This window comes from Acidovorax sp. BoFeN1 (genome assembly GCF_003345135.1).
GTDB classification, from domain to species: domain Bacteria; phylum Pseudomonadota; class Gammaproteobacteria; order Burkholderiales; family Burkholderiaceae_C; genus Acidovorax; species Acidovorax defluvii.
This window is the reverse complement of record NZ_QOZT01000033.1, coordinates 1-20,932: the sequence shown is the minus strand read 5'-3', so window position 1 is coordinate 20,932 and position 20,932 is coordinate 1. Positions and strand designations below refer to the sequence as shown.

Genomic DNA, 20,932 nt, shown 5'->3' with positions numbered 1-20,932 from the left:
GCCGGCGCCCTGCCCCACCCGCCAGCGGGTGGGGACAGCGCCCGGCAGGGGCCAACCGAGGGTCAGTCCATCGTCATCGTGGCGATGTCAATGAACCAGCTCTTGGGCTGCACGACGTTCTTGACCTTGGCCGACATGGCGCGCGGACCCACATCGTGGGCAATCCACACGAACGGTGCGTCTTCCACCACATGCGCATGCAACTTGGCCAGGGCAGCGTCGCGACCCTTGTCGTCAAAGCTGGTGCGGGCGTCTGCCACCAGCTTGTCCACTTGGGCATTGCCGTAGTAACCCCAGTTGTTGGACACCGGCGGAAAGGCCTTGGTACTGACAAAGCGCACCATGGCAAAGAACGGATCCATGGCGGCAAAACTGATGTTGACAGCGTTGGAACCATTGGCCGATGGGTCCTTGGCTCCCTTGCGCCAGTTGGTGAACAAGGTGTTCCACTCGATCACGTCGAACTGCACATCAAAAAAGCACTGCTTGAGGGATTGCTGCGCAAATTCATTCATGGGCAACGGCTGCATCTGGCCCGAGCCCGAGGCCGAAATCTGCACCTTGACCTTGACCGGTTTGGCGGCCGAATAGCCTGCCTGCGTCATCAGGGCTTGCGCGGCCTTCACGTCGTACTTGATGTCGAACTTGGGGTTGCCCCACCAGGGGTGGCCCGGTGGCACCGTGCCCTTGGGCTCGGCCATCATGCCGCCCAGCAATTGCTTCATGCCTCCGCGGTCAATGCACAGGTTGGCGGCCTGGCGCACACGCTTGTCGAGCCAAGGCGAACCTTCGGCAAACGACAGCTGCCATGGCCACACATGGGGTTGGGCGTTGGAGTACACCTTGAAGCCGCGCTGCGTGATCTGCGGCATGGCATCGGGTGAGGGGGCTTCGATCCAGTCCACCTGCCCACCGAGCAGCGCCGCGGTGCGGGCGTTGGCCTCGGGCATGGGCAGCATCACCACCTTGTCGATCTTGGGCACCCGCTTGGCGTCCCAGTAGGCCTTGTTGGTCGCCAATTCCAGGCGCTCGCGCGCTACAAAACGACTGACCCTGAACGGACCCGAACCCGAGGGGTCTGCCGCGAATGCCGTCCAGGCCGCCTTGGACTTGTCGGCCGGGGTGGCTCCCGTGGCGGCATCAAATTTCTTTTGCCACTGGGCGGGCGAGGCCATGAACAGGTTGGTGAGGTTGATGGGCAGAAATGCGTCGGGTTCGCTGGTGGTCAGCTCCACCGTCAAGTCATCGATCTTGCGCGCCGAGCGCAGGGTGGGCATGCGCGAGGCGGTCACGCCCACCTGGCTGGGGTCAAAGTGGAGTGCGTCCTTATCGAGCACCTTGGCCACGTTCCACACCACCGCATCGGCGTTGAGGACCGAACCATCGTGGAACTTGACGCCGGGCCGCAGCTTGAACACCCATTTGGTCTTGTCCTTTTCGTCCACGGACCAGGCCGTGGCCAGCGCCGGAATCAGCACGCTGGGGGCATCGGCCTTGGAAAGGTCCCACTGGGTGAGCGAATCATAGATAGGAATGCCGGTGAACCGGTTGCCTTCAAACCCCTGGTCGGGTTGCCCCAGCGTGCGCGGAATGTCGGCCGCCGTCATGGCAATGCGCAGCACTTTTTCCTGGGCCAGTGCGGCAGTGCCGCCCGCCAGCGACAGGGCAGCAGCCAGGGCCAGTGCCAGCGGGGCACGGCGGGAGTACGAGAGTGGCGACAAGGGGGCTTTGCTCATGGGGTTCACCTTCAGTAGTTGCAGGTTGAGGGACGCCATGCTCTAAGCAATTGGTATGCCACATTCAAATACGTGTATCGCTTATCGATATTTATAAGGCGATAATCAGCTCATAAAATATGTTTAACACTATATGTGGCCTGATTTTTGCAGTGAATGCCGGGTATTTTTCTTTCCACCACACACCCTCCAGACAACACCATGACCCCCACCGCTACGCCCCGAATTGATGCAGACCGCCTCTGGAAATCCCTCATGGACCTGGCCCAGATTGGTGCAACGCCCAAAGGTGGGGTGCGCCGCATTGCCCTCACCGACGAAGACCGCCAGGGCCGCGACCAGGTGGCGCGCTGGTGCCGCGAGGCCGGGCTGGACGTGCGGGTGGACGAGGTCGGCAACCTGTTTGCGCGGCGCCCGGGGCTGGACCCCTCGGCGCGCGCTGTGGCCACGGGCAGCCACATCGACACCCAGCCTTCGGGCGGCAAATTTGATGGCAACTTTGGCGTGCTGGCCGGGCTGGAGGTGATGCGCACCCTGAACGACCTGGGCCTGCAGACCCGCGCCCCGCTTGAAGTGGTGGTCTGGACGAACGAGGAAGGCACCCGCTTCACCCCGGTGATGATGGGCTCGGGCGCCTTTGCGGGGGTGTTCACGCCCGATTTCATCCGCGCCCAGAAAGACATTGCTGGCGCCAGCGTCGGCGACGAACTGGCGCGCATTGGCTACCGCGGTGCCCACCCCTGCGGAGCAGTACCGGGTGGCATGTTTGCCGCCTATTTCGAGGCCCACATCGAGCAAGGCCCGGTGCTGGAAGCCCAGAGCCTGCCGATTGGCATCGTCACCGGCGCGCTGGGCCAGCAGTGGTACGACGTCACCGTGACCGGCATGGACGCCCACGCCGGGCCCACACCCATGGCGCTGCGCCACGATGCCTTGCTGGCCGCTGCCCGCATGATCGAGGCCGTCAACCGCATTGCGCTGTCGGAGGCTCCGCATGGACGGGGCACGGTGGGCTATTTGCAGGTGCTGCCCAATTCCCGCAACGTGATCCCGGGGCAGGTGCAGTTCTCGGTGGACTTTCGCAACCTGTCGCAAGATGGCCTGGACCGCATGGATGCAGCGCTGCGCGCCGCGTTGGCGCAGATTGCCGGCGCCACCCAGGTGCAGGTGGACGTGGTGCAGGTCGTGAAGTACGAGCCCTGCCTGTTCGACGCCCACTGCGTGGCCAGCGTGCGCCATGCGGCCGAGCGGCTGCAACTGCCGCACATGGACGTGGTGAGCGGCGCAGGCCACGATGCCGTGTATGTCAACGGCGTCGCCCCCACCGGCATGATCTTTGTGCCGTGCAAGGACGGCATCAGCCACAACGAGATTGAAGACGCCCTGCCCGAGCACATTGCCGCCGGCGCCAACGTGCTGTTGCTGGCGATGCTGGAGCGTGCCCAATAAACGTCCCGGCAGAGCTTCCAACGGATTTTTGAAGCCAAAATGGCCTCAAGCCCTTTTGCCACATGCACCTGCAGCTACTATTTCAGTAGTCATTTGAGCACCCCGAAGAGGGCGCTGCGGGGCTAATGCGTTATCGACTGCGAGATGGCCCGCGCGCACTCGATCACCATGGGTGCAAGCTTTTGCTGCACCTGTTCCAACGTCCAGCGGCTGGTGGGCGGCGACAGGTGCACGGCGGCCACGGGCTGGCCTTTGCTGTTGAGAATGGGCGCGCCCACACCCATGTCGCCCAGAAACAGCTCTTCGCAATTGGTGGCATAGCCCACCTGGCGGCACTGCGCGATGCGCTCCAGGATGGCGTCGACCTGCGTCAGCGTGGCAGGCGTGCGCGCTGGCCGGGGGGCGGCCTCCAGCAGCGCGCGGGCCTCGGCTTCGGGCAGCTGGCTCAGGTAAGCGCGCCCGGAACTGGTGCAGTACATGGGGATGCGCATGCCCACGGGCGTGAGCACCGGAATGAACTGGGTGGTGAGCAGCTGCGCCACGAACACCATGTCGGTGCCCACGGGTTCGGTCAGGCTGGCGGTTTCGCCACTGGCAGTGGCCAGTTGCGATAAGTACGGGTGGGCGACGCGGATCAGCGGGTGGGCGGCCAGGTAGTTGAAGCCGATCTCGATCACCTTGGGAAGCAACTGAAACCGCCGCGTCTGCGGATGCTTGCCCACGTACCCCAGCACCTGCAGCGTATGCACGGTGCGCTGCGCCGAACCCTTCGTCATCCCGGTCAACTGCGCCAGCTCCGACAGCGTGAGGGTGCGGTGCGCCGCCGTGAAGGCGCGCAGCACATCCAGCCCCTTCTCCAGCGACTGGTTGAACAGCGGATCGGCAGCCGGTCGGACCGTTGCGGTGTCGGGAGCGGTGGGGTGAACCATGGTGGGGTGATGAAATGGCGAACCGTGGTGAGCGAAAAGGGGGCTCCGATGGACGATAACACCCATGATGAAATCGCCTATCGATTCTATGGGTGAGAGTCTTGCCGCCAACACGACCATGAGAAACGGCCCCCTCAGGGACCGTTGAACGGTAGAACCGCTTTTGCAGCCCCGGCGACTAACTGTCGCAGGCTGGGGCGCGTGCGTGTCAGGCCGTTTCCGCCAGCGCGTCACCCAGTGCGTTGATCAGGCGGTCGATCTCGGCCCTTTCGCTGATGAACGGCGGTGCCAGCTGGATGGTGTCGCCGCCGTAGCGCACGTAAAAGCCCTTCTTCCAGCAGTTCATCGCGATCTCGTAAGGGCGTTTGGCGGGTTCGCCGGGCAGCGGCGCAATGGTGAAGCCAGCAGCCAGGCCGAAGTTGCGGATGTCGGCCACATGCTTGGCGCCCTTCAAGCTGTGCACGGCCTGCTCGAAGTACGGCGCCAGGGCCTTCACACGGCCGATCATGTCTTCCTTTTGCAGGATGTCGAGCGCCGCAAGGCCTGCCGCGCACGCCACGGGGTGGGCCGAGTAGGTGTAGCCGTGCGGGAATTCGAGCATGTACTCGGGGCCGCCGGCAGCCATGAAGGTGTCGTAGATCTCCTTGCTGGCCACCACGCCGCCCAGGGGCTGCGCGCCGTTGGTGACCTGCTTGGCAAAGTTCAGGATGTCAGGCGTCACGCCAAAGGCCTCGGCGCCGGTGAACGCTCCCGAGCGGCCAAAACCGCTGATCACTTCGTCAAAAATCAGCAAGATGTTGTTTTGCGTGCAGATCTCGCGCAGGCGCTGCAGGTAGCCCACGGGCGGAATCACCACACCGGCCGAGCCCGAGAATGGCTCGACGATCACGGCGGCGATGTTCGATGCGTCGTGCAGCGCAATCACGTCGAGCAGGCGGTCGGCCAGCTCCTTGCCCGTGGGCGGCATGCCCTTGTGGAACGAGCCTGCGGGCGGCTGGGTGTGGGGCAGGTGGTCGGCTTCGACGCCCTGGCCAAACAGCTTGCGGTTGGCCACGATGCCGCCCACCGAGATGCCGCCAAAGTTCACGCCGTGGTAGCCCTTTTCGCGGCCAATCAGGCGCGTCTTGGTGCCCTGGCCCTTGGCGCGCCAGTAGGCGCGGGCCATCTTGAGCGAGGTGTCGGCCGATTCAGACCCCGAACCGGTGAAGAACACGTAGTCCAGCCCCGCAGGCGTCAGCTCCTTCACGCGGTTGGCCAGCTCGAACGACAGCGGGTGGCCAAACTGGAAGGCGGGCGCGTAGTCCAGCTTCATCGCCTGCCTGCCAATGGCTTCGGCGATCTCGCGGCGGCCGTGGCCCAGACCAGAGCACCACAGGCCCGAAAGTCCGTCAAAAATCTTGCGGCCTTCGCTGTCGGTGAAATAGGCGCCACTGGCCTCCACGATCATGCGCGGGTTGGCCTTGAACTGGCGGTTGGCCGTGTAGGGCATCCAGTGCGCGTCGAGCCAGTCAGCGTCCATGCGGGGAGCGGCACCAGCTGCGGGAGTGTCGATGGGGGCAAAGCTCATGGGGTTCTCCAGTGCATGACGGCGATAAAAAGACGCTCCACCCCATAGGTTCAGGGCAGGACGCAGGGCATTGTTGCGCCGGCTGTTAATCTCTCAAATAATTCAATATCAATGTTTACTTGACGTTTTATGCAAGTAAAACCACCTGCGTCGCGCGTCGCGATCCCACCGCCCACCAAACACCGCGCCGTGCTGGGCCAGCTCAGCGACATGGATCTGCGCCTGTTGCAGGTGTTCAAGGCCGTGGTGGAGTGCGGCGGCATGTCCGCCGCCGAGCTGGAGCTGAACATTGGCACCAGCACCGTCAGCCGCCACATGAAAGACCTGGAAACCCGCCTGGGCCTCACGCTGTGCCGCCGGGGCCGGGCGGGGTTTGCGCTCACGGCCGAGGGACAGCGGGTGTACGACGAAACCCTGCGGCTGCTGTCGGCCGTGGATGCGTTTCGCAGCAGCATCGACGACATCCACCGCCGCATGGGCGGGCGCCTTGACGTGGCGGTGTTCGACAAGACGGCCAGCAACCCGGCCGCGCACATTGGCGACGCCATTGCGCTGTTTGCCAGCCAAGCGCCCGAGGTCAGCCTGCAGATGCATGTGGCGTCGATCCCGGCGATCGAGCGCGGGCTGATCGATGGCAGCTTCCATGTGGGCATCATCCCGGCGCACCGCACCTCGCAAAGCCTGGTCTACGCCGACCTGTTTGCCGAAACCATGCTGCTGTACTGCGGCGCGCGCCACCCGCTGTATGGCACGGACCATGCCGCGCTGACCTGGGAATCGCTTCGCGCCTACCAGTTTGCCGGGCTGGGCTACCACTCACCCAACATGGAGCTGAGCCACAGCACCCGCCTGCCGCGCAAGGCCACGGGGTTTGACCAGGAGTCGATTGCCACGCTCATCCTCTCGGGCCGCTACCTGGGGTTTCTGCCCGACCACTATGCCGAAGCCTTCGAGCGCCAGGGGCAGATGCAGGCCGTGCAGCCTGCTCAGTTCTTCTACCGCTGCCAGTTCGTCAGCGTGCTGCGCAAGTCGCCCCAGCCGCCGCGCGCGGCGCAGGCGTTTGCCCAGTGCCTGCTGGACGCGCATGGTTGATGGGCAGGCGGCCTTGCGCGCACCCTGCGGCAGGCGGCAGAATGCAGGCTGTAATTGCAACTTTGTGTAAGGCGTTCCATGGCATCCCTATCTTCGATTGGCAGTTCCGGCTTGCAGGCCGCCCAGTTGCGGCTGGATGCCTCGGCCAACAACGTGGCCAATGCCAACACCCCCGGTTACCGCCGCCAGGCCGTGGCGCAGCAAGCCGTGGCCGACAGCGCGGGCGTGCGTGCCACGGTGGAGCGCGAGGCCAATGAAAAAGGGGTGGCGCTGGAGCAGGAGGCCGTAGAGCAGATGTCGGCCATCTATGCTTTCAAGGCCAGTCTGCAAACCATCAAGACACAAGACCAGATGCTGGGTTCGCTGCTCGATGTGAAAGCCTGAAAGCACAACAAACCCACCTGCCCAGGTGCCCTGACATGCCCCACCCGATGGGGCTTTTTATTGGACGGATGGCGCCAAAACAGGCGATACCACGGGCCCGTCGGGCCTGGCTTTTCAAATCCGGCGCGCACCGCCTGCACAGCCCCTCGGCACGCCGAAAGAAAGCACCGACGCCACGCTTTGGCGCCTTACAGCCCCAGCGCCTGAAACAGTTGCTCTGCCCGCGCCGTCGCCTCGGCGGTCATCTGCATGGGGCGGCCCCACTCGCGCTGCGTCTCGCCGGGCCACTTGTTGGTGGCGTCCATACCCATCTTGCTGCCCAGGCCGCTCACGGGCGAGGCGAAGTCGAGGTAGTCGATGGGCGTGTGCTCCACCATCATGGTGTCGCGCGCCGGGTCCATGCGGGTGGTGATGGCCCAGATGACGTCCTTCCAGTCGCGCACATCTACATCGGCGTCCACCACCACGATGAACTTGGTGTACATGAACTGGCGCAGGTGGCTCCACACGCCCATCATCACGCGCCGCGCATGGCCCGCGTAGGCCTTGCGGATGCTCACCACCGCCATCCGGTAGCTGCAGCCTTCGGGCGGCAGGTAAAAGTCCACGATCTCGGGAAACTGCTTTTGCAGCAGCGGGATGAATAGCTCGTTCATCGCCAGGCCCAGCACGGCGGGCTCGTCGGGCGGTTTGCCGGTGTAGGTGCTGTGGTAGATCGGGTCCTTGCGCAGCGTGATGCGGTCGATGGTGAGCACGGGGAACTCGGCGCACTCGTTGTAGTAGCCGGTGTGGTCGCCATACGGCCCTTCCAGCGCGTGCTGCCAACCGCTGGCATGGTTGGCGTCGGGCTGGATATGGCCTTCGAGCACGATCTCGGCTGTGGCGGGCACGGTGAGCGGCAGACCCAGCGCGGGCGTGACCTCGGTGCGTGCGCCGCGCAGCAGGCCCGCGAACTGGTATTCGCTCAACGAGTCGGGCACGGGCGTGACGGCACCCAGCAGCGTGGCCGGGTCGGCGCCCAGCGCCACGGCCACGGGGTACGGCTTGCCGGGATTTGCAGCGCAGTGGTCGGCAAAATCGAGCGCGCCGCCCCGGTGGGCCAGCCAGCGCACGATGACCTGGTTGCGCGCAATCACCTGCTGGCGGTAGATGCCCAGGTTCTGCCGCGCCTTGCGTGGTCCGCGCGTGATGGTCAGGCCCCAGGTGATGAGCGGTGCCACGTCGCCCGGCCAGCAGTGCTGCACGGGCAGGCGGGCCAAGTCCACATCCGGGCCTTCCCACACCTCTTGCTGGCAGGGTGCACCCCGGCCCACGGTGTGCGGCGCCATGTTCCACAGGGTCTTGAGCAGCTGGCCCATGCCCAGCATGTCCTTGAAGCCCTTGGGCGCCTCGGGCTCCTTGAGGGTAGCGAGCAGTTCACCCAAGGCGCGCACACCACGCAGGTCGGGCACACCCATGGCGCGGGCCACGCGCCCGGTGGTGCCAAACAGGTTGGTGAGCACCGGCATGTGGTGGCCCGTGGGCTGCTCGAACAGCAGTGCCGGGCCGCCCGCGCGCAGCACGCGGTCGCTGAGCGCGGTCATCTCCAGGTGCGGCGACACGGGCTCGTGCACACGGCGCAGTTCGCCTGTGGCTTCGAGCTGGGCCATGAAATCGCGCAGGTCGCGGTAAGCCATGGGGTTCCAGAGGTTTTGAGTGAAATTGGGCGCTAGCGCTTATGGGATAAGCGCAAGCAGCTATGAATCAAGGAGCATCCGACTCCAGACCCTGCCAGCGCGGTGCCAGCTGGTGGTCTACGTCGATGAGGTCCAGCACCCGGGCCACGCTGTGGTTCACCACGTCATCCACCGTTTGCGGGCGCAGGTAAAAAGCGGGTAGCGGTGGGCACACGATGCCGCCCATCTCGGTGACGGCAACCATGTTGCGCAGGTGGGCGAGGTGCAGCGGCGTCTCGCGCACCATCAGCACCAGGCGGCGGCGCTCTTTGAGCATCACGTCGGCCGCGCGCGTCAGCAGGTTGTCGGCCAGGCCATGGGCAATGGCCGCCAGCGTGCGCATGGAGCACGGCGCCACCACCATGGCATGGCACTGGAACGAGCCGCTGGCGATCGCGGCGCCCACGTTGTTCACGTCATGCACCTGGTGCGCAAGGGCCTGGGCAGCCGGGCGGTCCATGCCCAGCTCATGCTGCAGGTTGCGCCAGCCTGCGTCAGAGACAACCAGGTGCGTCTCGATGCCGGGCAAGCCCCGCAGCACCTGCAGCAACCGTGCGCCATACACGGCGCCGCTGGCACCCGATATGGCGACGATGATGCGACGGGTGCGCACCGGCTCAGCCATGCGGGGCCATCTCGGCGGCGCTGGCGCGCAAGGGCTCGGCCTGCTGGTCGGCCTCTACCTGCTCCAGCACCAGGGCGGCCTGCGCGGGGTCAAAATCTTCGTGGGTGCGTTTTTTCACGCCGTATTGCTGCAGCTGGTAATGGCGGTCGGCCGCAATGCCGTGGCGTGCCAGCGTGCTTTTGACGCACACCAGCGGGCAGCCATCGAGTGCAATGATGGGGCGGCCCGAGCGCACGATCTTCATGAGGTGCGGCACATCACCGCCCACCCCGGCGATGCACGACATCTCGGCCACGCCGCGTCGATCAAGCTGCAGCGCCACATGGTTGGCCAGTTGCGCGGCGCTGGAGCAGCCCGAGCACGAATAGACCAGCGGACGGGGGTCGGCCGCGCGGTTCATGGCCGGGTACCCGGATAGAGCGGATCGGCACCCGAGGCGCTGTGTGCGGACCGGGCGCCAGGGCGCAGTGCCGACAGGCGCGCCAGCACCTGGCGCGGCGCCCACTGTTGCAGGTCAAGCACGGGCAGCTCCAGCGCGTCGAGCGTGTTTTTGACGACCAAGCCCAGCTCGGTGTCGCCTTCCATGACCAGGCGGCGGTTGAAGAACAGCGTGTCGGGGTCCTGCTGGCGCTGCGCGAGCAGCACAAAGTCGTGCGCCGAGGCGCTGATGCACAGGTCGGTTTCGGCGTGGCGCGCGCGCGGGGCAAAGGCACCGCCGGTCCAGGTGAAGTCGAAGGTGACCCCGGCATCGCGCACATGGATGCGCAGGCGCTTGTTCAGCAGCATGTCGCCCACATCGCGCGGCAACTGGCGCGCCACGCCCAGGTTGAGCGCCGTGACCAGCAGCAGCGAGCCCGGAAACGCCGGCAGGCGCGACGTGAACGCCGCCACGGGAGAGGGCAGGACGAAGGGGGCCGGGGGTGTGGTGGAGGCGTTCATGGGTTTTCCTGTTCAAGCGGCGGCGCGCACGCTGCGGGGCGGTGCAACGCGCTGCCAGAGACCAAAAAATTGATAGCAACAAAACCAATTCTTTAGAGCGGTAGAGGCTACTTCTACACTAAATCGACTTTGAACAAGCCCCCGTGATGCGCGGCGCGCGAGGGACTTGTTCAGCGTTGCCCTCAAACCAAAGCCGCCAGCCCGGCGCTGGCTGGCGCCGCTGCGGTGACGGGGGAGCAGGCCGGCCATGGCGTTCAGGCCGCTGCCAGGGCCTCGGACTCGACCAGGTCCAGGCCGGGGCGGCCATGCCAGTAGCCGTTGCAGCTTTGCTCGGGCATGAGCGGCTGGAGTTGGGCGCGGGCATCGCGCGGGGCCAGGCTGCCTTGGCGCACGGCGTCAAACAGGGCCACGATTTCGCCCGTGTGCTGCGCCTGGGGGCTGATGCGCGCCACGGCCACGCCCATGCGCTGCATGCGCGGCAGTTCGTCGATCAAGTTGTGCACGCGGGCCGACTGCGTCTGGATGCCGTTGAGCACGAGGAACTCCTCGCTCTCGCGGGTCTTGAGCATCAAGCCGTCGGGGTGGTCCAGGCAGCTGAACTGGCAGTCGTCCTTGGGCAGGTTGCGCTGGCGCGCGGTAAAGCAACGCGCCGAAAACGCCAGCGCCATGCGGCCATAGGCAAACACCTCGGTCTGCAGGTTTTGCGGGCCGTTCTGGATCAGGGCGGAGAGGTCTTCGTGCTTCATCTCCAGCGGTGCCACCCAGCGCGTGGCGCCCAACTGGGCCAGCCACTCCAGCGAGGGCTGGTTGTAGATGTTCAGGTGCAGGCCACCCACAAAAGGGCGCTTGCCCGACAGGCGCTGCACAGCACCCATGTCGTTGGCCTCGATGAGGTAATCGGGGTTGGCGGTCACCTTGTGCATGGTGCTGACTTCCACGCCCGATTCGAGCAGCACCTGGGTGGACAGCACGGCCTCCTTGCCTGCCGAGCGCATCAGGTCGGCGATGTCGAGCCAGTCCGAGAGGCGCAGCTCCTTGCGGCGCGAGCACACGGTTTCACCCAGGTAAACGATGTCCACCGGCGACGCCGCCATGGCCTCGTAGAAGTCGAAATAGGTCTGGCGCGGCCAGTAGTACTGCGGCGCACCCAAAGAGAGCTTGATCATGTTCGTCATTTCCAGGGGCGGTGGTAGGCGCCCAGGGTGTGCTGCTGGCCTTCGGCCACCTGGTCGAGGCTGGCCATCCAGGCGGTCTTGGGGGCGTAGCGCAGCGGGTCGGCCAGGCAGTTGTCGATGGCGTCGCGCCACACCTTGGTAACCTGCGCCACATAGGCGGGGCTGCGCTGGCGGCCTTCGATCTTGACGGCGCGAACGCCCATCTTGATGAGTTTTGGCAGCAGTTCGAGGGTGTTGAGGCTGGTGGGTTCTTCGATGGCGTAGTAGTTTTCGTCCTCACCCACGTCAAAGCGCCCCTTGCACAGCGTGGGGTAGCCCGCGTTTTCGCCGGGGGCGTAGCGGTCGATGAGCACACCGCCCAGGCGCGATTCGAGCCCCTTGGGCGTTTCCTGCCAGCGCACCGACTTGGGCGGAGAGCACACTCCGTGGGTGTTGGGCGACTCGCCCGTCACGTAGGACGACAGGGCGCAGCGCCCCTCGACCATCACGCACAGGCTGCCGAAGCCGAACACCTCGATCTCCACCGGGGTGGCGTCGATCACGCGCTGCACCTGCTCCATCGACAGCACGCGCGGCAGCACCGCACGCACGATGCCGAACTGCTCGCGGTAGAAGTTGATGGCGTCGGCACTGGTGGCCGAACCCTGCACCGACAGGTGCAGGCGCAGCTTGGGGTGGTGCTGCGCGCCGTATTGCATGAGACCGGGGTCGGCCAGGATGACGGCGTCCACCCCCATGTCCACGGCCTTGTCCATGGCCGCGCGCCACGGCGCGGGGTTGGCGGCCTGCGGGTAGGTGTTGAGCGCCATGAAGACCTTGCAGCCGCGCTCGTGCGCGTACCGGATGCCGTTGGCGATGGCTGCTTCGTCGAAGTTGAGCCCGGCGAAGTTGCGCGCGTTGGTGGCGTCGCGCAGGCCCAGGTAGACGCAACTGGCGCCGTTGTCCACCGCCGCCTTCAGGGCGGGCAGGCTGCCGGCAGGGCAGACAAGTTCAAAGCCGGGCGCCACGGGGGGCACTGCAGTAGGGTTCAGGGATTCCATCACAAGCGATCAATAGCCGACTCCGGGCTTGGAGCCACGGCACTGGTGGCCACATTACCGGTCCGGGGCCGGGTGGGGGCTGATCTGAGTCAATTGCAGCGCACAATGCCAGACAAACGCAGTCGGACTTTGATGCAGGCCATGCCCCGGTGCCGCCGACACTGCCGTGCTGAGCCCCTTCATCCACCCCCTCTCCATCGCCCTCCCGCCGTGAACAAAAACCTGTGGCTGCTGGCCCTCTGCCAGGGCCTTTTCCTGACCAACAACGTCGTTTTCATCGGCATCAACGGCCTGGTGGGCCTGCAGCTGGCACCGTTTGGCTGGATGGCCACGCTGCCCGTGATGGCCTATGTGGTGGGCGGTGCGCTGTCCACCCCGCTGGTGGCGCGCAGCCAGGCGCGCTGGGGGCGGCAGGTGTCGTTCCAGATCGGGCTGGCCGTGGCGGTGGCATCCGCCGCGCTGTGTGCCTGGGCGGCCTTCAGTGCCAATTTCTGGCTGCTGTGCACAGCCACGCTGGTGGCGGGTTACTACAGCGCCAACGGCCAGCTCTACCGCTTTGCGGCGGCTGAACTGGCAGCCACCGATTACCGGGAAAAGGCCGTTTCACTGGTGCTGGCCGGCGGCCTGCTGGGCGCCATTGCCGGCCCCAACCTGGCCAGCGCCACGCGCACGCTATTTCCCGCAGCGTTTGCGGGTGCCTATGTGGCGCTGATGGCGGTGGCGCTGCTGGCCATGGCGTGCATGGCCGCCATCCGTTTCGAGGCGCCGCCGCAGGTGCTCAACGCAGCGGGCCAGCCCGCCCGTGGCCGGCCCTTGCCTGAGCTGATGCGGCAGCCGGCCTTCCTCGTGGCCGTGCTGGGCGCCGCCCTGGGCTATGGCGTGATGAACCTGCTGATGGCCGCGACCCCGCTGGCCATGCAGGTGTGCGGCTTCGCTTTTGATGACGCGGCGCTGGTGCTGGAGTGGCATGTGATCGGCATGTTTGCGCCGGGCTTCTTCACGGGCCACCTCATCAAGCGCTATGGCGTGCTGCCCATCATGGGGGCGGGCGTGCTGCTGAACCTGGCCTGCGTGGCCGTAGCGCTGATGGGGGTGGAGCTGCACCACTTTGGCATTGCGCTGTTCATGCTGGGGGTGGGCTGGAATTTTCTGTTCACCGGCAGCACCGCGCTGGCCATGACGGCCTACCGCCCCGAAGAAAAGGACCGCGCCCAGGCGGCCCTGAACTTCTGCGTATTTGCCACGCTGGCGGTGAGCTCACTGTTTTCGGGCGTGCTGGTCACCACGCAGGGCTGGACGCTGCTCAACTACGGCTCGCTGGCGCCCATTGCAATCACTGGGGCAGCCTTGCTGTGGCTGGCGTTGCACCGGCGCCGGGTGCAGGCCGCCTGAGGGCCAGAACCCGGCGGTGGGTGAACGCGCCAACACCGCGCTCCGGGCGCTGCGCCACGAACCGCCGACCGCCATTTGCATTGATTGCTATCAATAAAATAGCTATTGGCGCTTTACACGCAAGGGCTAGAGCCTGTTTTTAACAAAATCCGGCCAACCCGCCGCATCCTGTCAATCCACGGCGGGGCAGTGCTGCAGCAGCCACTGGCGCAACAGGGCAAACACCGGGTCGGCCAGTTCGGGGCTTTCGTTGAACAGCTCATGGAACAAAGGCTCAAAGCCATGCGACTGCACCACGCCCCGGGGCGCCGCCGCAGCAAACGCCCGGCTGCCAGCGGGGTTGACCAGCTTGTCTGCACCGGCCCACATCAGCAGGGTGGGCACGCTCCAGTGCGCGGCACGCGCCACGGTGGCGGGGCCGCCGTCGGCGATGAACCGGGCCAGGCGGGCGCTGATGCGGTCGTGGCACAGCGGATCTGCCAGGTAGGCGGCCACCACGGCCGGGTCGTGCGAAAGGTATTGCGCATCGAGCCCGTTGCCCACGCGCAGGTTGGGCAAGATGCGCGGCAGCGTGGCCAGCAGCAGCTTTTGCACGGCATTGAGCCCCGGGTCCAGCGCGGGCGACGAGAGCACCAGCGCATCCACCGGCCGCAGGTGCATCGACACGAACCGCGCCGCGACCAGGCCGCCCATGCTGTGGCCCAGCAGCACCAGCGGCTGGTGGGCCGCCATGCGGGCGCGGGTGGCGTCCACCATGTCGGCCAGATCGTCCAGCAGGCGCATCGCGCTGGTCAAGCCGCCGCGGGGACCGCCCGACTCGCCGTGGCCATACTGGTCATAGCCCCGCACGGCAAAACCCCAGGCATTGAGGCGCCGTGCCACAGCGTCGTAACGCCCCACATGCTCGCCCAGGCCATGCACCAGCAGCACGGTGCCGCGGGATGTGCCCTCCAACAGCGGCCAGTCCTGGACCGCCAGGTTTTCGCCATCTGCCGCGGTGAAAGTGGTCAGTGTGCTCAAGGTGGAAACAACGGTGTCAGACATAGGTCGGGAAAGGTTTGGGGGCAGCGCGGGCAACATGGACCGCACGCGTTACGGTGAAAACACCCGCAGATTGCGGAGAAAGCTTGAGCGTCGGGGCCAGCGCTGCGCGCGCCGCTCTGCCAGCGGTTCAGACGGCGGGCTCCGATGCGGCCTGCTTTGCCATGGCGCCGATCACCTGCGCCACCGAGGCAGTCAGGCGCTTGGCGTAGGGCACATGCAAAAACTCGTTGGGGCCGTGGGCGTTGCTCTTGGGGCCGAGCACGCCGCACACCATCATCTGGGCCTTCGGAAAGCCCTCGCTGAGCATGTTCATCAGCGGGATGGTGCCGCCCTGGCCGATGTAGCCGCAGGGAGCGCCAAAGTGGGCCTGCGAGGCCTCATTGAGCGCCTGCTCGAACCACGGCGTGGTGGCCGGGGCGTTCCAGCCCGTGGCGCCGCCACCCCCGTCAAAAGTAACCCGCGCCTGGTAGGGCGCGTTGTCTTCGAGCAGGGTTTTGAGCTCTTGCACGGCCTGGGCGGCATCCACCAGCGGAGGCAGGCGCAGGCTGAGCTTGAAGGCCGTGTAGGGGCGAAGCACGTTGCCGGCGTCCTGCAGCGCAGGAAAGCCCTCGGCGCCGGTCACACTCAGCGTGGGCTCCCAGGTGCGCTTGAGCAGCGCCTGCAGCGGGTCGGTGGTGGTGGGCAGCGCAAATTGGGTGGAGCCGCCGCAGTCGTAGTGCGCCCAGGGAAAGCGCTTGTACACCTCGTCTCCCAGAATGGCGGCCGTGGCGCGGGCCTGGGCCTGGCGGTCGGCGGGCACCTCGCAGTGAAAGCTGGCGGGCAGCAGGCGGCCGGTGGCGCTGTCTTCGAGCCGGTCGAGCACCTGGCGCATGATGCGAAAGCTGGATGGCACCAGCCCCGAAGCGTCGCCCGAGTGGATGCCTTCGGTGAGGATCTCAACCTTGAGCGTGCCGCTGGCCATGCCGCGCAGGCTGGTGGTGAGCCACAGCTGGTCGTAGTTGCCCGCGCCGCTGTCCAGGCAGATCACCAGGCCCACATCGCCCAGGCGGGTGCGCAGGGCGTCGATGTAGGGCAGCAAATCGCGCGAGCCGCTTTCCTCGCAGGTTTCGATGAGGCCCACGATGCGCGGGTGCGGCACGTTCTGGCGCTTGAGTTCCTGCACCGCGGCAATGCTGGCGTACACGGCATAGCCATCGTCCGCGCCACCGCGGCCGTAGAGCTTGCCGTCTTCGTACTTGGGCGTCCAGGGGCCGAGGTCGCTGCGCCAGCCGGAAAACTCGGGTTGCTTGTCCAGGTGGCCATACATCAGCACCGTCTGGGTGGCGGCGGCCTCGGTGGACTCGATCTCGAAAAAAAGCACCGGTGTGCGGCCGGGCAGGCGCACGATCTCCAGGTGCAGACCGGCCACTTTTTGCGCCTCGACCCAGGCGGCAGCATTGCGCACCACGGTATCGAGCAGACCCAGCTGCGCCCAGTCGGGGGCAAAGGTGGGCGACTTGGCCGGTATGGCGATGTATTCGGTGAGTTGGCGCAGGATGTCGTCATCCCACGCCTGGCCGACCCGCTCCAGCGCCAGCGCAGGTTGAAGGATTTGGGAGGGGACTCGGGCGTTCATGGGCGGGCTCCAGCGGCAATTCGAAAACCGCATTCGACCACAACGCGCCCTCGGGCGCCACGGTTCACGGGGAGACGCCTGGGACGGCCCCGGATTGATCCCTCAGCCTACCGCGGCCCAATGGCGCGTCGGCCCCCTGCGCCACGCGATACCGCTGTCGGCGCTCACTCGCTGCAGCAAGGCCCATGACACCGATCGCCATCGGGAAAGCCGCTGCGTGCCAGACAAGGCGCCATGGCCCGCCAGGGCAGGCACTTTTCTTCAGCGCGGCATTCGCGAAGTCGCGCAACAGTGCAGTGGCGCCGACGCTTTGGATGCATGCCCTACGGATTTTGGGACAAAAATGGTTCTTGCGCTTATCCAGAAAGCGTCAATAGCTATTATTTATATAGCAAAAAATCCTGTCAGGATTTGCCCCGTCGTGGCGCTCAGGCGTGCTCGAAATGAAACACCGCCGTGCCCGCCCGTGCGTTGGGACACCAACGGACCGCGCGCCCGTTCTGCAGGCCGAACGAATCAATCATCCGCAGCTGGTTTTTGAGCGCGAGCACCTCAAAGTCCTTGTAGGTGCCCACACGGATGTTGGGCGTGTCATACCACTGGTAGGGCAGGCGGCGCGTGACCGGCATGCGCCCGCGCAGCACCGACAGGCGGTTGGGCCAGTGCGCGAAGTTGGGGAAGGCAACGATGCCCGTGCGTCCCACGCGTGCGGTTTCGCGCAGCATGACCTCGGCGTTGCGCAGGTGCTGCAGGGTGTCGATCTGCAGCACCACGTCAAACGAGTTGTCGCCAAACATGGCCAGGCCTTCGTCGAGGTTGAGCTGGATGACGTTGACGCCCCGGCGCACACAGGCCAGCACGTTGGCATCGGCAATCTCGATGCCGTAGCCACTGCAACCCCTGCTGCGCTGCAGGTAGTCGAGCATGCTGCCGTCGCCACAGCCCAGGTCAAGCACGCGCGAGCCTTCGGGCACCAGGCGCGCCAGGGCTTCCATGGTGGCTTTCTCGGTCATGCCAGCTCCTTTGTAATGCTATCGAAATATGAGCTTACGACACCCATGTAGCGGGCGTCATCGAGCAAAAAGGCATCGTGCCCGTGGGGTGCATCGATCTCGGCGTAGCTCACGCTGCGGCGGTTGTCGAGCAGCGCCTTGACGATCTCGCGCGAGCGCTTGGGCGAAAAGCGCCAGTCGGTGGTGAAGCTAACCAGCAGAAATTTGGCCGTGGCGCGCGCCAGGGCCTGGGTGAGGTCGCCACCAAAGGCGCGCGCGGGGTCGAAGTAGTCGAGCGCACGTGTGATGAGCAGGTAGGTGTTGGCGTCGAAGTATTCGCTGAACTTGTCGCCCTGGTAGCGCAAGTAGCTCTCGATCTGGAATTCGATGTCCTGTGTAGAGTATTTGAGGTCCAGACCCTCTCTGAGCTGGCGACCGAACTTTTCGTTCATCACGTCGTCGCTCAGGTACGTGATGTGGCCGATCATGCGGGCGATGCGCAGGCCGCGCTTGGGGATCACGCTGTGGCGGTAAAAGTGTCCACCGTGGAAGTCGGGGTCGGTGACGATGGCGCGGCGCGCCACCTCGTTGAAGGCGATGTTCTCGGCCGTGAGGTTGGGTGCGCTGGCCACCACCACGGCATGGCGCACGCGTTCGGGGTATTGCAGCGTCCACGAGAGGGCCTGCATGCCCCCCAGGCTGCCGCCGAGCACGGCGGCGAGTTGCGTAATGCCCAGGCGGTCGAGCAGGCGGGCTTGGGCGTGGACCCAGTCTTCCACCGTGACCACGGGGAAATCCGCACCGTAGACCTCGCCGGTGTCGGGGTGCAGGTGCATCGGGCCGGTGGAGCCGAAGCACGAGCCCAGGTTGTTCACGCCGATGACAAAGAAGCGGTTGGTGTCCACCGGCTTTCCCGGGCCGATCATGTTGTCCCACCAGCCTTCGCTCTTGTCCTGGCCTTCGTACACACCGGCCACGTGGTGCGAGGCGTTGAGCGCGTGGCACACCAGCACGGCATTGGAGCGGTCGGCATTGAGCTGGCCGTAGGTCTCGAAAGCGAGGTGGTAATCGCGGATGGAGGCGCCGCTTTGCAGCGGCAGCACCTCCGGAAAATGCATGGTCTGGGGCGTGGCAATGAACGACATAAAAAAACCCGGCATCGCTAAAAACGAGGCCGGGCAGTGTCGGACGGGTCTTTAGCAGAATTTATAAAGCGCCCGCAAGCTGTAGCAAATCGGCGCGTAGCGCAAATATACCAAAAGGGTCGCCTTGCGGCCACCCCGCACGGTCACACCGGCGCAAAGATCGCCACCAGCCCAAGGACCAGAAAAATGACCGCGGACACACCGTGCACCACACGAATGGGCACCAGGCGTGTGATGCGGTCGCCCAGCCAGACCACGGGCGCATTGGCCAGCATCATGCCCAGCGTGGTTCCAGCCACCACCCACAGATAGGCGTTGTATTGCGCCGCGAGCATGACGGTAGCAATCTGCGTCTTGTCACCCATCTCGGCCAGGAAAAAGGCCACCAGCGTCGTCCCAAAAACGCCCCAGCGCGGCGCGCCGTCGGCATCGCCTTCATCGAGCTTGTCCGGAATCAGCATCCACACCGCCATGGCAATGAACGAAACGCCCAATATCCAGCGCAGCACCTGCGGCCCCACCACCGTGGTCACCCAGGCACCTAGCGCACCCGCCAGCCCGTGGTTGGCCAGCGTGGCGACCAGAATGCCCAGAACGATTGGCCAGGGCTTTCGGAAACGCGCGGCCAGCACCAGCGCCAGCAACTGGGTCTTGTCACCCATCTCGGCCAAGGCGACGATGGCGGTAGAAACAAAAAAGGCTTCCATGGGGAGGGGTTATCCAATCCGGCCGGATGGGTGGTGAACGCATTGACTGCACGCCAACTCCGGCCAATGGATCGGCATGCAGTCAATGGTCTCGCCCAGCTCATTGCAAGCCGCATGCGCCATAGGCTGTGAGAGCCCAAGTGTGTTGACGCATGCCCCCGGCGCTGCGTGCGGCCGGACGGGCTACTCCCCAAAGACCGGGCGATTTTAGTGGAACGCGTTCACGGGTCGCGCTGGCATCACCGACAACGGCGCCTGCCTTCAAAACCCCCCTTGGAAATAAATATCCACGCGGCGCAGAAAAGTGATTAATAATGGCTTCGCTTTTCTGCAATGCAGGAAAGTAGTTAAGTTAGCGGTGATTGGTCAGTTTCGCGTCTTTGAAGTCGTCACAGGTTTGTTGATTGCGTCGGACTCCCATCGCGTTTTCATGTTTTTCTAGGAGTCCTTCATGGGCAACAAACTTTACGTGGGCAATCTGCCCTATTCCTTCCGCGACGAAGACCTGCAGCAGACATTCAGCCAGTACGGCTCGGTCGGCAGCGCCAAGGTCATGATGGAGCGCGACACCGGCCGCTCCAAGGGTTTCGGCTTTGTCGAAATGGGCAGCGATGCTGAAGCCCAGGCTGCCATCCAAGGCGTGCATGGCACCAACTTCGGCGGCCGTGACCTCGTGGTCAACGAAGCCCGTCCCATGGAGCCACGCGCTCCACGTAGCGGCGGCTTCGGCGGCGGCAGCGGTGGTGGCGGCGGCTACGGTGGTGGCGGCGGCGGTGGTTACGGCGGTGGCCGCAGCGGTGGCGGCGGTGGTGGTGGTTACGGCGGTGGCCGTAGCAGCTACTAAGACCGTCAAGGCAGGTGCTTGCACCTGCTGCCGGCAAAACAAGGAGCCTTTGGGCTCCTTTTTTTATGGCTGCAGCATTGCTGCCACAACAGCCAAAGGCACTTGCCTTTTTACAAGAACTATGAGAAAAATTGCCGCTGCGGGGTTTTCTCGCCTTCAAGTTTGCGGTGATCCGTCAGTTTCGCGCATAGGGCGTCATTGAGATTAGCTGGTTGCGTTTTCTGGACTCCATCGCTTTTTCCATGTGTTTTTGAGGAGTCCCGTGATGGGCAACAAACTGTATGTGGGCAACCTGCCGTACTCGGTACGTGACAGCGATCTGGAGCAGGCTTTTGGCCAATTTGGCTCAGTGACGAGCGCCAAGGTCATGATGGAGCGCGACACCGGTCGATCCAAAGGCTTTGGCTTCGTCGAAATGGGCAGCGATGCCGAGGCGCAGGCTGCCATTCAGGGCATGAACGGCCAGCCCTTGGGAGGCCGCGGTATCGTCGTCAACGAAGCGCGACCCATGGAGCCCCGTCCGCCCCGCAGTGGTGGTGGGT

20 protein-coding genes and 1 riboswitch are annotated in these 20,932 nt (G+C 65.2%); of the genes, 6 read left to right on the top strand and 14 right to left on the bottom strand.

Features of this window, described 5'->3' with window-relative positions:
- Positions 1-62: 62 nt before the first annotated feature.
- A complete protein-coding gene (locus DTW89_RS09585) occupies positions 63-1,736 on the bottom strand; it encodes an ABC transporter substrate-binding protein (RefSeq protein WP_114655783.1) in 1,674 nt (557 codons plus the stop codon).
- Positions 1,737-1,937: 201 nt separating this feature from the next.
- On the opposite strand from DTW89_RS09585, the gene DTW89_RS09580 reads away from it, so the two are divergent.
- Positions 1,938-3,185, top strand: a complete 1,248-nt coding sequence (locus tag DTW89_RS09580; RefSeq protein ID WP_114655770.1) for a Zn-dependent hydrolase — start codon at positions 1,938-1,940, stop codon at positions 3,183-3,185.
- A gap of 122 nt (positions 3,186-3,307) precedes the next feature.
- On the opposite strand, the gene DTW89_RS09575 is transcribed toward DTW89_RS09580, so the two are convergent.
- On the bottom strand, positions 3,308-4,114 hold the full coding sequence (locus tag DTW89_RS09575; RefSeq protein WP_114655769.1) for an IclR family transcriptional regulator: 807 nt from the start codon (positions 4,112-4,114) through the stop codon (positions 3,308-3,310).
- A gap of 208 nt (positions 4,115-4,322) precedes the next feature.
- A complete protein-coding gene (locus DTW89_RS09570; RefSeq protein ID WP_114655768.1) occupies positions 4,323-5,681 on the bottom strand; it encodes an aspartate aminotransferase family protein in 1,359 nt (452 codons plus the stop codon).
- A 129-nt stretch (positions 5,682-5,810) separates the two neighbouring features.
- Here DTW89_RS09570 and DTW89_RS09565 point away from each other — a divergent pair, with 129 nt between their 5' ends.
- The gene (locus DTW89_RS09565) at positions 5,811-6,773 is read left to right on the top strand and encodes a LysR family transcriptional regulator (protein WP_201740979.1); all 963 of its coding nucleotides are present in this window, start codon (positions 5,811-5,813) and stop codon (positions 6,771-6,773) included.
- A 78-nt stretch (positions 6,774-6,851) separates the two neighbouring features.
- Positions 6,852-7,157, top strand: a complete 306-nt coding sequence (locus DTW89_RS09560) for a flagellar basal body protein (RefSeq protein ID WP_114655767.1) — start codon at positions 6,852-6,854, stop codon at positions 7,155-7,157.
- A gap of 188 nt (positions 7,158-7,345) precedes the next feature.
- Here DTW89_RS09560 and ubiD read toward each other — a convergent pair whose 3' ends face one another.
- The 6 genes from ubiD to ubiU form a co-directional block, all read right to left on the bottom strand.
- Positions 7,346-8,833 (bottom strand): 4-hydroxy-3-polyprenylbenzoate decarboxylase, encoded by a 1,488-nt coding sequence (ubiD, locus tag DTW89_RS09555; RefSeq protein WP_114655766.1) that lies wholly within the window; start codon positions 8,831-8,833, stop codon positions 7,346-7,348.
- 67 nt (positions 8,834-8,900) lie between these two features.
- Positions 8,901-9,497 carry a UbiX family flavin prenyltransferase gene (locus tag DTW89_RS09550; protein WP_114655765.1) on the bottom strand — a complete coding sequence of 199 codons (597 nt, stop codon included), beginning with the start codon at positions 9,495-9,497 and terminating at the stop codon, positions 8,901-8,903.
- The gene (locus DTW89_RS09545) at positions 9,490-9,897 is read right to left on the bottom strand and encodes a putative zinc-binding protein (RefSeq protein ID WP_024813465.1); all 408 of its coding nucleotides are present in this window, start codon (positions 9,895-9,897) and stop codon (positions 9,490-9,492) included. Before DTW89_RS09545 ends, DTW89_RS09550 begins: the two co-directional genes overlap by 8 nt.
- The gene (gene ubiT / locus DTW89_RS09540; protein ID WP_114655764.1) at positions 9,894-10,436 is read right to left on the bottom strand and encodes a ubiquinone anaerobic biosynthesis accessory factor UbiT; all 543 of its coding nucleotides are present in this window, start codon (positions 10,434-10,436) and stop codon (positions 9,894-9,896) included. Before ubiT ends, DTW89_RS09545 begins: the two co-directional genes overlap by 4 nt.
- Before the next feature lie 254 nt (positions 10,437-10,690).
- Complete coding sequence (locus DTW89_RS09535; RefSeq protein ID WP_114655781.1) at positions 10,691-11,599, bottom strand: U32 family peptidase; 909 nt, start codon at positions 11,597-11,599, stop codon at positions 10,691-10,693.
- An 8-nt stretch (positions 11,600-11,607) separates the two neighbouring features.
- Entirely contained in the window at positions 11,608-12,651 is a 1,044-nt protein-coding gene (gene ubiU, locus DTW89_RS09530) for a ubiquinone anaerobic biosynthesis protein UbiU (protein ID WP_114655763.1), read from the bottom strand.
- Between the two features lie 210 nt (positions 12,652-12,861).
- On the opposite strand from ubiU, the gene DTW89_RS09525 reads away from it, so the two are divergent.
- Positions 12,862-14,043 (top strand): MFS transporter, encoded by a 1,182-nt coding sequence (locus tag DTW89_RS09525; protein ID WP_201740978.1) that lies wholly within the window; start codon positions 12,862-12,864, stop codon positions 14,041-14,043.
- 171 nt (positions 14,044-14,214) lie between these two features.
- On the opposite strand, the gene DTW89_RS09520 is transcribed toward DTW89_RS09525, so the two are convergent.
- The 5 genes from DTW89_RS09520 to DTW89_RS09500 form a co-directional block, all read right to left on the bottom strand.
- Entirely contained in the window at positions 14,215-15,087 is an 873-nt protein-coding gene (locus tag DTW89_RS09520; RefSeq protein WP_114655762.1) for an alpha/beta hydrolase, read from the bottom strand.
- Positions 15,088-15,214: 127 nt separating this feature from the next.
- Positions 15,215-16,702 carry a M20/M25/M40 family metallo-hydrolase gene (locus tag DTW89_RS09515; protein ID WP_114655761.1) on the bottom strand — a complete coding sequence of 496 codons (1,488 nt, stop codon included), beginning with the start codon at positions 16,700-16,702 and terminating at the stop codon, positions 15,215-15,217.
- Positions 16,703-17,130: 428 nt separating this feature from the next.
- Positions 17,131-17,715 (bottom strand): methionine biosynthesis protein MetW, encoded by a 585-nt coding sequence (gene metW / locus DTW89_RS09510; protein ID WP_024813472.1) that lies wholly within the window; start codon positions 17,713-17,715, stop codon positions 17,131-17,133.
- Positions 17,712-18,839 (bottom strand): homoserine O-succinyltransferase MetX, encoded by a 1,128-nt coding sequence (metX, locus tag DTW89_RS09505; RefSeq protein WP_111865320.1) that lies wholly within the window; start codon positions 18,837-18,839, stop codon positions 17,712-17,714. The genes metW and metX overlap by 4 nt, the downstream gene beginning before the upstream one ends.
- A gap of 143 nt (positions 18,840-18,982) precedes the next feature.
- Positions 18,983-19,546 carry a TMEM165/GDT1 family protein gene (locus tag DTW89_RS09500; RefSeq protein WP_114655760.1) on the bottom strand — a complete coding sequence of 188 codons (564 nt, stop codon included), beginning with the start codon at positions 19,544-19,546 and terminating at the stop codon, positions 18,983-18,985.
- 15 nt (positions 19,547-19,561) lie between these two features.
- Positions 19,562-19,750: riboswitch (yybP-ykoY riboswitch) on the bottom strand.
- A gap of 247 nt (positions 19,751-19,997) precedes the next feature.
- Between DTW89_RS09500 and DTW89_RS09495 the strand changes: the two genes are divergently transcribed.
- Entirely contained in the window at positions 19,998-20,390 is a 393-nt protein-coding gene (locus tag DTW89_RS09495) for an RNA recognition motif domain-containing protein (RefSeq protein ID WP_111865164.1), read from the top strand.
- Between the two features lie 265 nt (positions 20,391-20,655).
- Positions 20,656-20,932: RNA recognition motif domain-containing protein (locus DTW89_RS09490; RefSeq protein WP_147277644.1), on the top strand; the 277-nt coding region annotated here is incomplete at its 3' end.